This is a genomic window from Ruegeria sp. PrR005, assembly GCF_010500245.1.
Classification (GTDB): Bacteria; Pseudomonadota; Alphaproteobacteria; order Rhodobacterales; family Rhodobacteraceae; genus Ruegeria_B; species Ruegeria_B marisflavi.
On the sequence record NZ_JAAGOX010000019.1, the window covers coordinates 26,242 to 39,718 of the forward strand.

General features: G+C 64.3%; 13 protein-coding genes. 7 read left to right on the forward strand and 6 right to left on the reverse strand.

The features are described from left to right. Nucleotides 1–4: 4 nt before the first annotated feature. The 5 genes from G0P99_RS12160 to G0P99_RS12180 form a co-directional block, all read right to left on the reverse strand. Nucleotides 5–1,441 carry a TRAP transporter large permease gene (locus tag G0P99_RS12160; protein WP_164130133.1) on the reverse strand — a complete coding sequence of 479 codons (1,437 nt, stop codon included), beginning with the start codon at nucleotides 1,439–1,441 and terminating at the stop codon, nucleotides 5–7. 4 nt (nucleotides 1,442–1,445) lie between these two features. After that, a complete protein-coding gene (locus tag G0P99_RS12165) occupies nucleotides 1,446–2,141 on the reverse strand; it encodes a TRAP transporter small permease (protein WP_164130135.1) in 696 nt (231 codons plus the stop codon). 79 nt (nucleotides 2,142–2,220) lie between these two features. Continuing rightward, the gene (locus G0P99_RS12170) at nucleotides 2,221–3,222 is read right to left on the reverse strand and encodes a DctP family TRAP transporter solute-binding subunit (RefSeq protein ID WP_164130137.1); all 1,002 of its coding nucleotides are present in this window, start codon (nucleotides 3,220–3,222) and stop codon (nucleotides 2,221–2,223) included. Between the two features lie 329 nt (nucleotides 3,223–3,551). Next, nucleotides 3,552–4,781, reverse strand: a complete 1,230-nt coding sequence (locus G0P99_RS12175) for a sigma-54 dependent transcriptional regulator (RefSeq protein WP_164130139.1) — start codon at nucleotides 4,779–4,781, stop codon at nucleotides 3,552–3,554. Continuing rightward, on the reverse strand, nucleotides 4,778–6,511 hold the full coding sequence (locus G0P99_RS12180) for an ATP-binding protein (RefSeq protein ID WP_164130141.1): 1,734 nt from the start codon (nucleotides 6,509–6,511) through the stop codon (nucleotides 4,778–4,780). The genes G0P99_RS12175 and G0P99_RS12180 overlap by 4 nt, the downstream gene beginning before the upstream one ends. A 48-nt stretch (nucleotides 6,512–6,559) precedes the next feature. Between G0P99_RS12180 and G0P99_RS12185 the strand changes: the two genes are divergently transcribed. Further along, a complete protein-coding gene (locus G0P99_RS12185) occupies nucleotides 6,560–7,738 on the forward strand; it encodes a cytochrome P450 (protein WP_164130143.1) in 1,179 nt (392 codons plus the stop codon). 76 nt (nucleotides 7,739–7,814) lie between these two features. Here G0P99_RS12185 and G0P99_RS12190 read toward each other — a convergent pair whose 3' ends face one another. Then, nucleotides 7,815–8,276, reverse strand: coding sequence for an Lrp/AsnC family transcriptional regulator (locus G0P99_RS12190; protein WP_164130145.1), 462 nt, complete (start codon nucleotides 8,274–8,276; stop codon nucleotides 7,815–7,817). Nucleotides 8,277–8,415: 139 nt separating this feature from the next. Here G0P99_RS12190 and G0P99_RS12195 point away from each other — a divergent pair, with 139 nt between their 5' ends. From G0P99_RS12195 to infC, 6 genes are all read left to right on the forward strand, one after another. Next, nucleotides 8,416–8,730 (forward strand): DUF2849 domain-containing protein, encoded by a 315-nt coding sequence (locus tag G0P99_RS12195; protein ID WP_164130147.1) that lies wholly within the window; start codon nucleotides 8,416–8,418, stop codon nucleotides 8,728–8,730. A gap of 59 nt (nucleotides 8,731–8,789) precedes the next feature. Further along, nucleotides 8,790–10,454: a nitrite/sulfite reductase gene (locus G0P99_RS12200; protein ID WP_164130149.1), complete on the forward strand. Its 1,665-nt coding sequence runs from the start codon at nucleotides 8,790–8,792 to the stop codon at nucleotides 10,452–10,454. Further along, a complete protein-coding gene (locus G0P99_RS12205; RefSeq protein WP_164130150.1) occupies nucleotides 10,444–11,205 on the forward strand; it encodes a phosphoadenylyl-sulfate reductase in 762 nt (253 codons plus the stop codon). Before G0P99_RS12200 ends, G0P99_RS12205 begins: the two co-directional genes overlap by 11 nt. Then, entirely contained in the window at nucleotides 11,202–11,609 is a 408-nt protein-coding gene (locus tag G0P99_RS12210) for a DUF934 domain-containing protein (protein ID WP_164130153.1), read from the forward strand. The genes G0P99_RS12205 and G0P99_RS12210 overlap by 4 nt, the downstream gene beginning before the upstream one ends. Nucleotides 11,610–11,717: 108 nt before the next feature. Next, nucleotides 11,718–12,551: a ferredoxin--NADP reductase gene (locus tag G0P99_RS12215; RefSeq protein WP_164130155.1), complete on the forward strand. Its 834-nt coding sequence runs from the start codon at nucleotides 11,718–11,720 to the stop codon at nucleotides 12,549–12,551. Nucleotides 12,552–12,689: 138 nt separating this feature from the next. Then, complete coding sequence (infC, locus tag G0P99_RS12220) at nucleotides 12,690–13,238, forward strand: translation initiation factor IF-3 (protein WP_164130162.1); 549 nt, start codon at nucleotides 12,690–12,692, stop codon at nucleotides 13,236–13,238. The last annotated feature ends 239 nt before the right edge of the window (nucleotides 13,239–13,477 follow it).

Genomic DNA, 13,477 nt, shown 5'->3' on the forward strand with positions numbered 1-13,477 from the left:
ACCGCTACTTGATGATGATCTCCGGCCCCATCAGCGAATTGGGCAGGAAAGTCGAGAGCGGCGGAATATACGTCACCATGATCAAGAAGACGAAGAGGACCGCCAGGAAGGGCAGCGCCGCGCGCACCACCGACATCATCGGCATACCGGCCACACCAGAGGTCACGAACAGGTTCAGACCGACCGGCGGCGTGATCATGCCGATCTCCATGTTCACCACCATGATGATGCCCAGGTGGATCGGGTCGATGCCCAGTTCGATGGCGATCGGGAACACCAGCGGCGCCACGATCACGATGAGGCCCGAGGGTTCCATGAACTGACCGCCGATCAGCAGGATCACGTTGACGATCACCAGGAACATCACCGGACCAAAGCCCGCATCCAGCATCGCGCCTGCGATATGCTGCGGGATCTGCTCGTCGGTCAGCACATGCTTGAGGATCAGCGCGTTGGCGATGATGAACATCAGCGTGATGGTCAGCTTGCCCGCATCGAACAGCGTGTCGCGGGTGTCGCGGTGAAAGAACGCGGTGATCAACGCTTGCGGCTTGTCCAACAGCGACAGGGGCCGCGGTTCGACCGAGCCGTCGGTGACGGCGGCCGCCGAAAGGCTGCGCGCCTCGCGGGGACGCAGCGGACCGATGTCGCGATAGACGAACATGGCGATGATGAAGGCATAGATCGACGCCACCGCCGCCGCTTCGGTCGGGGTAAAGATCGCCCCCGTGATCCCCGGGATGCCGTAAATCCCGACCATGATGATCACGATCAGCATCAGCCCCCAGAACGCGTCGCGGAACGAGGCGCCAACTTCGCCCCAGCCCTGCCACTCGCCCTTGGGCATGCCGCGCATGACCGCCATCACGTAGATGGTGATCATCAGCATGAGACCCGCCAGGATACCCGGTATGACGCCCGCCAGGAACATCCGGCCGACGCTGACATCGGTGGCGGAGGCATAGACCACCATCACGATGGACGGCGGGATCAGGATGCCCAGGGTACCGGCGTTACAGATCACGCCAGCGGCGAAATCGCGGGTATAACCCGCCTGCCGCATCGCCGCGATGACGATGGTGCCGATGGCGACCACGGTCGCGGGCGACGAGCCCGACAGCGCCGCAAACAGCATGCAGGCAAAGACGCCCGCAATCGCCAGACCGCCGCGCAGGTGGCCGACGCAGGCGATGGAGAAGCGGATGATCCGCTTGGCCACGCCCCCGGTGGACATGAAGCTGGAGGCCAGGATGAAGAACGGAATGGCCAAGAGCGTGTAGTGTCCTGCCATCGCCTGGTAAAAGCTCTGTGCGATCGAGGCCAGCGAGGTGTCCGAGAAGGCCAGCAGGAAGATGATCGAGCTGAGGCCCAGCGACACCGCGATCGGCACGCCGATCAGCAGAAAGCCCACGACCATCGTGAAAAGAATGACGACATCCATCGGATCAGTCCTTGTTCAGGGCGGCGGCTTCGGCCACCGCGTCTTCGGCCTCGTGGCTCACGATCAGGCTTTCGCGGGAACCGCGCAGCACGCCCAGCGTGGCCTGCACAAAGCGGAACAGCAGCAGCGCCGAGCCGGCCGGCAGGATGAAATAGGGGATCACCCGCGGCAGTTTCTCGTATTCTTCGCCGTAGTTGATCAGCGGTTCCAGCCAGCGGAAGATCTCGAGCATCGGCACCTGGTCGGTGACATAGAAGGCCCGGTCGCGCACCCCTTCGGTAAAGCCCAGCGGGAACCAGCGGCCCTCGGTCGGTTGCAGCGCGGCAAAGGGCGCCCAATAGTCCCACGACCCCTTGAACAGCATGATGCCATAGAGGATGCAGCACAGGCCCGATACCAGCGCCATCATCTTGCGGCCGCCGGGATTGAGCAGGTTGATGACCACGTCGACCCCCAGATGGGCCGTCACCTTCACACAGTAGCTGACCCCGAAGATCACCAGCCAGGCGAACAGGATCAGCACCACTTCGAGCCCCCAGATCAGCGAGCTGTTGAAGACATAGCGCAGAACCACGTTGATGAAGGTGAGCAGGGTCATCAGGCCGAGGATGACGGCGATGGCGGTCTCCTCGATATTGTTTATCACGCGACCGAAGGCGGACTCCGACTGGCCGGTCACGTCATGCGACGGACGAGACATGATCATTCTCCGAAAGATGGGATGATGTCCGTAGGGACAGGGAACGGGCGGCCCGGGACCCAGGCCGCCCTGCCAGGCATTAGCTGGCGTTGTTGAACTCTTGCGCCTTGGCGATGTTGTCGGCGCCGATACCGTCCTCGAACTTCTGCCAGACCGGTTTCATCGCATCGACCCACATCTGGCGCTGTTCCGGCGTCAGTTCGCGGATCACGCCGCCAGCATCCAGCACCGACTGGCGGGCGGCGGCGTCGACGTCGCCCACGGCGGCGTTCCGCGCGTCGGTCACCTCGCTCAGGATGGTGGTGAACTGCTCGCGCACCGCCGGATCCAGGCTGTCCATCCAGTCGACCGAGGTCACCACGAGATAGTCGATGATGCCATGGTTGGTCTCGGTGATGCCGTCCTGCACCTCAAAGAACTTCTGGCCGTAGATGTTGGACCAGGTGTTTTCCTGACCGTCGACAACGCCGGTCTGGAGCGCGCCATAGACCTCGGAGAAGGCCATCGGCTGCGGGCTGGCGCCCAGTGCTTCCATCTGTGCCACGATCACGTCGGACGGCTGCACGCGGAATTTCAGACCCTTGGCATCATCCGGCGTCATCAGCGGCTTTTTGGCCGACATCTGCTTCATGCCGTTGTGCCAGAATTCGAGGCCCAGCAGGCCGCGGCGCACCATCGATTCCTTCATCGCCTGACCGGTTTCCGATTTCTGGAAAGCGTCGACCGCCGCGATGTCCTTGAACATGAAGGGCAGGTCGAAAATCTGGAACTGCTTGGTGAAGGTCTCGAACTTGGACAGCGAGGGCGCGGCCAACTGGACGTTGCCCTGCAACATCGCTTCAAGCACTTGGTCATCGTTGTAAAGCGTGGAGTTCGGATAGATCTCGACGCACATCGTGCCGTTCATCTCGGCATTCACCCGCTCGGCCAGCAGCGAGGCGGCGATACCCTTGGGGTGCTTGTCGGTGTTGGTCACATGCGCGAACTTGACGACGATCTCGCCCTCTTCGCAGCTGGCCAGGGCGGCCCCTGCGGTCACACTCAGCGCCAGCGCGGTTGCAGCGGTGGTCAGGAATTTCATATCGGTCTCCTCCCGAAATTCTTGGTGATGCTCCTCTGGGCTCCTTCCTCAAGAAGCCGCATGGTGGGCAGTGAAGCGATTCGCGACGCCGCACTCAACAGATAGTCACACCGGGACCGCAGAGGGTATTTTATGTCATAATTTCAAATATTTGAGGAAAGATCAGCCAGGGACTCATCAAGTCCGGTCGCGCGCCTGTGCGGAATTCCGCACAGCCCGATCAGGCCCTGTGCGGAAATCCGCACAAGCAGCGCGAATCGCGTGGGCTCAGTGAGTCGGCACCGAAGAAAATTCGTCGAATGTTCTTCGGCACGCCCCAGCCCGATCCGTCAGCGCCGGTAGGTCTCGGGCTTGATGCCATAGCGGGCGAGCTTGTCGTAAAACGTCTTTCGCGGCAGTTTCAGCGCCTGCGCCGCCTCCGAGGCATGACCGTTATGCCGCCCCAGCGCCGCGATCAGAAGCGAGCGTTCGACCCGCGCCATCTGCTCGCTCAGCCCCAGTTCGGCGGCCTCGGCCACCTCTTCGGGCATACCCAGAACGAACCGCATAGCCGCCGACATCAGCGAACGCGCATTACCCGGCCAGCTTTGCGCCATCAGCGCCGCCAGGAAATCGGGCGTGACCTCGGGCACCGGGATGCCCGCCTGCTCCGCCGCCTGCACCACATAGTGGCGGAAGATCACCGGGATATCCTCGGGCCGCTCGGCCAGCGAGGGGATTCGCACCCGCATCCCTTCGAGGCGATAGAACAGATCGGCGTTGAACCGCTCTTGCTCGACCAGCGCGGCCAGATCGGCGGTGGTGCCCGCCAAGAGCCGCACGCCCCTGCCCTGCTCGATTTGCTCCAGCGCCGCGTATTGGGTGGCCTGCGACAGGGCCGAGACCTCATCCAGGAACACCGAGCCCTCGGCCGCGTCCTTGCACAGGCGTGTGAACTCGGCCGCGTCCAGTCCCGCGGCGGGCCGTTTCAGGAACGGCCCCTGCGCGCGCGGCGACATCAGGTGAATGACCTCGGCCACCTTGGAGATGCCACTGCCCGCAGGTCCGGTCACCAGCACCTCGGCCAGCGTCGGGGCCACCGTACGCACCCGCTCGCGCAGCGCCTCGGATTGTGGCGAGCTGCCGAAGAGCAGCCGCGCCGCCGGATCACCGCGTTCCAGCTGCCGTTTCAGCGCGCGGGTCTCCAGCACCTGCGCCCGCGCCCCGATGCCGCGCCCGATCACCGCCAGCAGATCGGCGGCGGCACAGGGTTTTTCCAGGAAATCATAGGCCCCCTCGCCCATCGCCTTGACCGCCATCGGGATGTCGCCCTCGCCGGTCAACAGGATCACCGGCAGTTCCGGGTCAGTCTCGCGAGCGTAGTTCAAGAGGTGAAACCCGTCCCGCCCGGGCATCCGGATGTCGGACACGATGACGCCCTCGAACCGGGGCGTGATATGGTCCTTGGCCGCCACGAAGGATCCCGCCGTCACCGCCTCGTACTCGGCCAGTTCCAGCGTCTGGCTCAGCGCCTCGCGCACGGCGGCATCGTCATCGACCAACAGAACCTTGCGGATCATGCCGCCTCATCCTCTCTGTAACGTTCCAGTTCCACGGTGAAGGTCGCGCCCTCGCCCGTGTTCTCGCCCCGGATATTGCCGCCAAAGCTCTGCACCAGCCCGTAAGAGATCGACAGGCCCAGCCCCATCCCCTCGGAACTGCCCACCGCCTTGGTGGAATAGAAGGGCTCGAAAATCTTCTCGGGGTCGGCGATGCCCGGCCCGCTATCGGATACGGTGACCATCAGGCGCGCGCCCTCGACCACCCGGATACGGATGCGCCGATCCCGGGTTGCCGTCATGGCGTCGGCGGCATTGGTGATCAGGTTGACGAACACCTGTACCAGCCGCACCTCGCCGCCCCAGGCCAGCGCCGGGCTTTCGGGCGGTTGCCAGTCCATGGTGATCCCGTCCGCCGCGATCCGGGTTTCGGTCAGCTCGATCGCCGTTGCGATCACCTGGGCCAGATCGACCCGGTTCATCGGTTCGCTCTCGTTGCGGGCAAAGGCGCGCAGGTTCTTGATGATCCGCGCCATCCGTGCAGCCATGTCTGAGATCCGCGTCAGGTTCTCGCCCGCCTTGTCCTGACGCCCGCGCGACAGGAAGGCCGCGCCATTGTCGGCGAACTGGCGGATCGCCATCAGCGGCTGGTTCAGCTCGTGGCTGATCCCCGCCGACATCTGCCCCAGCGCGCTCAGCTTGCCGGCCTGTACCAGCTCGGCCTGCGCCCGTTTCAGCGCCGCCTCCGCCTCCTGCCGCTCGGCCACCTCGCGGCGCAGTGCGCTGTTGGCCGCCGTCAGCGCCCGAGTCCGCTGCGCCACCCGGCTTTCCAGCACCTGATTGGCCTCGGCCAGGGTGCGGCGGCGCTCGGTCGCGAGATAGAGCATGGCGCCAAAGGCCAGGCAGATCGCCGCCACCGCCGCCGCCTGCAACCAGGCGATCCGCTGCGCCGGGGCGATATCGACCACGACCTCGCCGGTCATGCCGATCACCGGCAGCGCCCGCGACAGGTGCAGCGCCCGCTTGGGCAGGTAAGGCCCCCAGTCCAGACGCCAGATCTCGTGCCCGGCCACCCAGCGCGCCTGGAATGGCCGCGACGGCCCCTTGGCCGGGACCAGCCCCGGCTGGCCCGCCGGGCGGGTCCACCACAACAGCTCGCTTCGGTTCGAGATAAAGACCACGCCGGAGGCATCGGTAAAGAACACCGCAGGCGTATTGCCACGCCAATCCCATTCCAGATGCGCGATATCCACCGCCACGATCATTGCGCCGCGCACCTTGCCATCGGGGCCGAATGCGGGCGCGGCATAGTAAAAGGCGCGCTGGTCCAGCGGATGCTGGACCCCGTGTTCACTGCCCAGCGCCCCATGCAGGGCGCGCCGGAAATACCCGGTCTGCGACACATCCCCAAACGACGTGCCGCGCGCCGAGACCCGCACCGCCCCGCGGGTATCGGCATAGAGGATCTCCAGCGCCGATGTCTTGTCCGCGATATCCAGAAACAGCGCCTGTGCCCGCCGCTGTCCCTCTCTGGTGCCCAGATCGTCCAGCGCGGGGTGATCGGCCAGGAGAACGGCGGTTTCCTGGTATCGCTGCAACTGCGCGGTCAGCCGGTCGGTGGCCAGCTCCAGATCGGCCTCGGCCCGCTGCGACAGCTGCCCCAGCGCCTGGCGCAGCCCATAGGACCAGACGCCGGTCGCCATCAGGCCGACCGCCGCCAGAAAGCCGAGGATGATCCACCAGCGCCGCATATCCTAGGGTCTTGCATCCGCGCGCGGCCAAGGCAAGGGTGCAGTGCCATGAAGACCCTGCACCAGTCCCCCACCGACCCGGATTTTGTCCAGAACCCCTATCCGTTCTACGCCCGCGCCCGCGCGGCGGGGCCGCTGTATCTCTGGGCCGAGTACGGCATGGTCGCGGCCTTTGACCATGCCAGCGTGGCCGCACTCTTGCGCGACCGCCGCTTCGGGCGCGAGCCGCTGACCCCGCTCACCGGCCCCGATCACCTCGCCCCCTGGCTGATGGTCGAACGCCACTCGCTGCTCGAGGCAGAACCGCCCCGCCACACCCGGCTGCGCGCGCTGGTGATGCGCGCCTTCACCTCGCGCGCCATCGCCGATCTGGCCCCGGGGATCGAGGCGCTCTGCCACCGCCTGATCGACGATTTCCCAGCGGGCGAGGTCGACCTGCTCAGCGCCTATTGCACCCAGGTGCCGGTGATCACCATCTGCCGCCTGCTGGGCGTGCCCGAGACGATGGCACTGCGGCTTCTGGACTGGTCGCACGCGATGGTGGCGATGTACCAGGCCGGCCGCTCGCGCGTCACCGAAGAGGCCGCCGCCCACGCCAGCGCCGAATTCTCTGCCTTCCTGCGCGGCTATATCGACAGCCGCCGCCGCACCCCGGGCGACGATCTCATCACCCAGCTGATCGCGGCCGAGGAACAGGGCGAACGGCTGTCCCCCGACGAGCTGATCGCCACCTGCATCCTGCTCCTGAACGCCGGGCACGAGGCCACGGTGCATGCGCTCGGCAACGGCATTCGCACGCTGCTCGCCACCGGCACCGGGCCCGAATGGCTGGCCCCCGCCCGTATCGACGCCACCATCGAGGAACTGTTGCGCTTCGACCCGCCCCTGCATATGTTCACCCGCTACGCCTATGCCGAGGCCGAGATCGCGGGCCATATCTTTCGCCGCGGCGATCAGGTGGCGCTGCTGCTCGGGGCCGCCAACCGTGATCCGGCGCTCTGGCCCGATCCCGACCGGTTCGACCCGGCCCGCCCGATCCAGACCAACACCAGCTTTGGCGGCGGGCTGCATTTCTGCGTCGGCGCGCCGCTCGCGCGGCTGGAAATGCGCCTCGCCCTGCCGATCCTGTTCGACCGCTGCCCGCATCTGTGCCTGGCCGAACCGCCGGCCTTCTCAAACAGTTACCACTTCCACGGGCTCAGCGCGCTCCGCGTCCATCCCGCCTGACCCGCCCCTTCATTTCGCCTGAAATACTCCGGGGGGAGGCGCCGCAGGCGACGGGGGGCAGCGCCCCCCAACCCGCCTATAGTGGCAGCATGGTTGTCGACTTGATCTCCTCCATTGACAACAGGGCTGTCACGTTATGCACCCGCACCTCTGAAATCAGAGCCTGATAGAAGGCGTCATAGGCGCGCGCGTTCTTCACCCGCACTTTCAGGATGTAATCGATATCGCCCGCCAGCCGGTGCGCCTCCTGCACCTCGGGGCGGCCCTGCAACGCCTTGAGGAAATCGCGCTGCCATTCCGCCTCGTGCTCCGACGTGCGGATCAGGACAAAGAAACAGGCCTCGAACCCCAGCGCCTCGGGGTCCAGAATCACCGTCTGCTGGCCGATCACCCCGGCCGATTTCAGCTTGCGGATTCGATTCCAGACCGGCGTCTTGGAACTGCCCACCCGGCTGGCGATATCGTCCAGCGACTGGCTGGCGTCGCGTTGCAGCTCCACCAGAATTTTCCGATCGGTTTCATCGATGCGCACCGACATTCCTGTTTTCCTTCCAGTTCGAAACAGATGTTCTCTTCCGCAGATACAGCAGAACAAGTTTCCTTATTTGCTCCGCCATCTGGCTTTGATTGGGAAATATTCCCTATATTGAGACCCAAGTCAAACAGGAGCGAAACCGATGGCCCGCGCATTCACACCCAAGGTGGTCACCGCCAATGACCTGATCGAAGGCGACGTGATCTATCAGACCGCAGATGACCGCTGGTCGCGCGATCTGACCGAGGCCGAGCTGATCACCGACGAGGCGCATGCCCAGCTGCGTCTGCTCGACGCCGCGCGGCAGGTGTCGAAAGTGGTCGGCGCCTACCTGGCCGACGTCCGGCCCGGCCCGAACGGGCCCGAGCCGGTTCATTTCCGAGAGGATTTCCGCCGCACCGGGCCGTCGAATTACGCCCATGGCAAACAGGAAACCTCTCCGCAGCCCCGGGCCTGAGCACCAGTCCCACCCCTCTAAAGGCCCCGGTTCCGGGGCTGCACCAAGGACAGCCAGACATGTATCGCTACTCCGAATTCGACACCGCCTTTCTCGCCGCGCGCAACGCCCAGTTCCGCGCCCAGGTTGAGCGCCGCATCGACGGTTCGCTGACCGAGGACGAGTTCAAGCCGCTGCGCCTGATGAACGGGCTCTACCTGCAACTGCACGCCTACATGCTGCGGGTGGCGATCCCCTATGGCACGCTGAACAGCGCCCAGATGCGCAAACTGGCCTATCTGGCCGAGACCTGGGACAAGGGATACGGCCATTTCACCACCCGCCAGAACATCCAGTACAACTGGCCCAAGCTCAGCGACGTGCCCGACATGCTCGACGCGCTGGCCGAGGTCGGGCTGCATGCGATCCAGACCAGCGGCAACACCATCCGCAACGTGACCGCCGACCATTTCGCCGGGGCCGCCGCCGACGAGGTGGCCGACCCCCGGCCCTATGCCGAACTGCTGCGGCAATGGTCGACCGACCACCCCGAGTTCCAGTTCATGCCGCGCAAGTTCAAGATCGCTATCACCGGGTCGGCCAATGACCGCGCGGTGATCAAGGCGCATGACATCGGCCTGCAACTGGTGACGCGCGACGGCGTGCTGGGCGCCCGCGTCATCGTCGGTGGCGGCCTGGGCCGCACGCCGATGATCGGACAGGAGCTGAGCCCCTTTGTCGCCTTCGACGATCTGCTTGCCTATCTCGAAGCAACGGTCTCGGTCTGGAACCAGATCGGGCGGCGCGACAACAAGTACAAGGCGCGGATCAAGATCACCGTTTTCGAACATGGCATCGACGCGATCCGGGCCAAGGTCAACGAACGGTTCATCAAGGTGCGTGGCCAGTTCAAGGGTGCCGACATGGCGCTGCTGGACCGGATCAAGGCACATTTCGCACCGCCGGAGTTTGTACAAAACGGTCAATCCGGCTTCGAAGAGGCGTACAAAACGGACAATATCTTCCGCTCCTGGGTCGATACCAACATCGCCGCGCACAAGCGCGAGGACCACGCCATCGTCACCATCTCGCTCAAGGCGCATGGCGCCACGCCGGGCGACGCCACGGCGGAGCAGATGCGGGTGATGGCGGATCTGGCCGAGCGCTATGCTTATGACGAGCTGCGCATCAGCCACGAACAGAACGTGATCCTGCCGCATGTGCCGCGCGCGCATCTGCATGCGATCTTCAAGGCACTTCAGGAAAACGGCCTAAGCACCGCAAATATCGGACTTATCAGCGATATCATTGCCTGCCCCGGGATGGATTACTGCGCCCTGGCGACGGCCCGCTCGATCCCCGTGGCGCAGGAGATTGCGACCCGGTTCGAAGAGCTGAAGTTGGAGCATGAGATCGGCGCGCTCAAGATCAAGATCTCGGGCTGCATCAACGCCTGCGGCCACCACCATGTGGGCCATATCGGGATCCTGGGCCTCGACCGTGCAGGTGTCGAGAACTACCAGATCACGCTCGGCGGCGACGCCACCGAAACCGCCGCCATCGGCGAGCGGACCGGCCCCGGCTTTGCCTATGACCAGATCGTGCCCGCCATCGAGCGGATCGTGGAAACCTATCTGGATCAAAGGCTTGACCGCGAGGAGAGCTTTATCGACACCTATCGCAGGGTTGGCATGGCGCCGTTCAAGGCGGCGCTGTATCCCGAGGCCCGCGCCGATGCCGCTTGACGAGATCCAGACCGAACTGGGCCGCGACCGGAGCGTTCTGACGCAGAAGGTCGCGGCGCTCAACGCCCGCTACAAGCATCACAGCGCCACCGATGTCATGCACGGGGCGCTGCGCGAGGCGGGCAATATCGCGCTGGTGTCCAGCTTTGGCGCGGAATCGGTGGTTCTGCTGCACATGGCGGCGGTGATCGACCGGCAGGTGCCGGTATTGTTCATCGACACTCAGATGTTATTCGCGGAAACCCTTGTTTATCAACAGGAAGTCAGCGAACGGCTGGGGCTGCGCAATGTCCATGTGATCCGCGCCGATGCCGATGACGTGGCCCGCGATGACCCCTATGGCGCGTTGCGCCTGCGCGACACCGATGCCTGCTGCACCCTGCGCAAGACGATCCCTCTGCAACGGGCGCTGGCGGGTTATGACGGCTGGATCACCGGGCGCAAGCGGTTCCAGGCGGGCACCCGCGCCGCGCTCGACTTCTTCGAGGTCGAGGACGGCACCGGCCGGATCAAGGTCAACCCGCTGGCCCATTGGGCACCCGAAGACGTGCGCGCCTATATGGAGGAAAACCGCCTGCCCCGGCATCCGCTGGTGGCACAGGGATACCCCTCGATCGGCTGCGCGCCCTGCACCTCGCCGGTGGCGCCCGGAGAAGACCCGCGCGCCGGACGCTGGCGCAACCAGACCAAGGAAGAATGCGGCATCCATTTCATCGACGGAAAGATGGTCCGCAGCGGAGAAAAGACATGACTGTACTCGTGACCGACCAGGGCTTTCAGCCCGACGACTGGACCGACGGATTCACCGCACTGGGCGATGTGGCCAATGATGTGGTGGCGCTGGACGTGCCCGCCGATGCCGACCCCGACGCACTTGCCGCGCGGCTGGCACGGGTGCGCATGGTGCGGGTGGACTTCCCGTCCTTCGCCGACGGGCGCGGGTTCACCATCGCGCGCACCCTGCGCCTGCACGGCTATACCGGTCGGCTGCGGGCCAAGGGCCATGTGCTGGCCGACCAATACGCCATGGCCCGCCGCGCCGGATTTGACGAGGTCGAGATCGACGCGGCCCTGGCCGCGCGCCAGCCCGAGGAACAGTGGCAGGCCCGCGCCGACTGGCAGGCGCACGACTATCAGGCCCGGCTGCGCGGCTGATTACCCCACTTCATTCGTGTACTAACAAAAAGGGGAGACAATCCCCTTTTCATGATGTATGTCAAAGACTAGAGAGAGGCGCCGGATTACCGCACCGGTGACGTAACAATGACCGAGATGAGACCCGTGACCGAAGCCGCCGCCATCAAGGCCCCCACCCTGCCCGACGCCCAGACCGTAACGCAAGTGAAACACTGGACCGACCGGCTGTTCTCGTTCCGTGTCACGCGCCCCGCCAGCTTGCGGTTCCGTTCGGGCGAGTTCGTGATGATCGGCCTTCTGGGGGACAACGGAAAGCCGCTTTTGCGCGCCTATTCCATCGCCTCGCCCGCCTGGGACGAGGAGCTGGAATTCTACTCGATCAAGGTGCAGGACGGCCCGCTGACCTCGAAGCTTCAGCACATCCAGCCCGGCGACCAGATCATCCTGCGGCCCAAGCCCGTTGGTACACTGGTGCATGACGCGCTGTTGCCCGGCAAGCGCATCTGGTTCTTTGCCACCGGCACCGGCTTTGCCCCCTTTGCCTCGCTGCTGCGCGAGCCGCAGACCTATGAGGATTACGACGAGGTCATCATCACCCATACCTGCCGCGAGGTGGCGGAACTGGAATACGGCCGCCAGCTGATCGAGGAGATCCGCCAGGACGAGCTTCTGGCCGAGCTGATGGGCGAGGGCTTTGCCGACAAGATCCGCTATTACCCCACCACCACCCGAGAACAGAGCCCGCGCATGGGCCGCATCACCGAACTGCTCAAGGACGGCACTGTATTCGCCGATCTCGGAATCGAGGGTGGAATCAAGCCGGAAACCGACCGGGCGATGGTCTGCGGCAGCCTGGCCTTTAACCATGACATCAAGGCGATCCTCGAAGAGTTCGGCCTGACCGAAGGCGCCAATTCCGACCCGCGCGAGTTCGTGATCGAAAAAGCCTTTGTCGGGTGACCCGGGGACCGGGCCACGGGCCCGGTTCCGATTGATGGGCTGTTTTCCCGGGTTCCTTGGTGGAAGCCGCTTGAAAGACTGTGCAGGCCAGTCTATTTTCCAGCCTCGAATTTCTGCTAACAACAAAGGAATGTTCCCATAGCCCGCAGACCGCATAATGCGCCGCCGCAACGCGACACCGGCCCGCGCATCAACGACAAGATCCGCGCCCCTGAAATTCGTCTGATTGGCGCGGATGGAGAAAATGTGGGGGTGGTACACCCCGCCAAAGCCATGGCCATGGCCGAAGAAGCCGGTCTCGACCTTGTCGAGATCTCGCCGAACGCGACGCCGCCGGTCTGCAAGATCATGGACTACGGCAAGTACAAGTACGAACAGCAGAAACGCGAGAGCGAAGCCCGCAAGAAGCAAAAGATCATCGAGGTGAAGGAGATCAAGTTCCGTCCCGGCACCGATACGCATGATTACGATGTAAAGATGAAAAGCGTCGCCAAGTTCCTGGAAAACGGGGACAAGGTGAAGATCACGCTGCGGTTCCGCGGCCGCGAACTGGCGCACCAGAACCTTGGCCGGGAGCTGCTCGAACGCGTGGCCGAGGACATCAAGGAACTGGGCAAGGTCGAGAACATGCCCAAGATGGAGGGCCGCCAGATGATCATGATGATCGGCCCGCTGCCCAACAAGTGAGCCGTCTCAACTGAACATGTCGAAACCCTGCCCGTTGGGCAGGGTTTCCTTGTTTCTACGAGTGGCAAACCAACGTGGTCGCGCGTCCAAAATTTCAGATGAAATTTTGTGACCAGAGTTTGCGACTGCAAACTCTGGGGCCGGTGCATTTGTAGTCGGCTGCGCTTTACGCCGCCGCTATTACGGCGCGTTTTGTCATGACGTTGACGAGGTGTGCGCGGTATGGTTTTGAGCCGTGC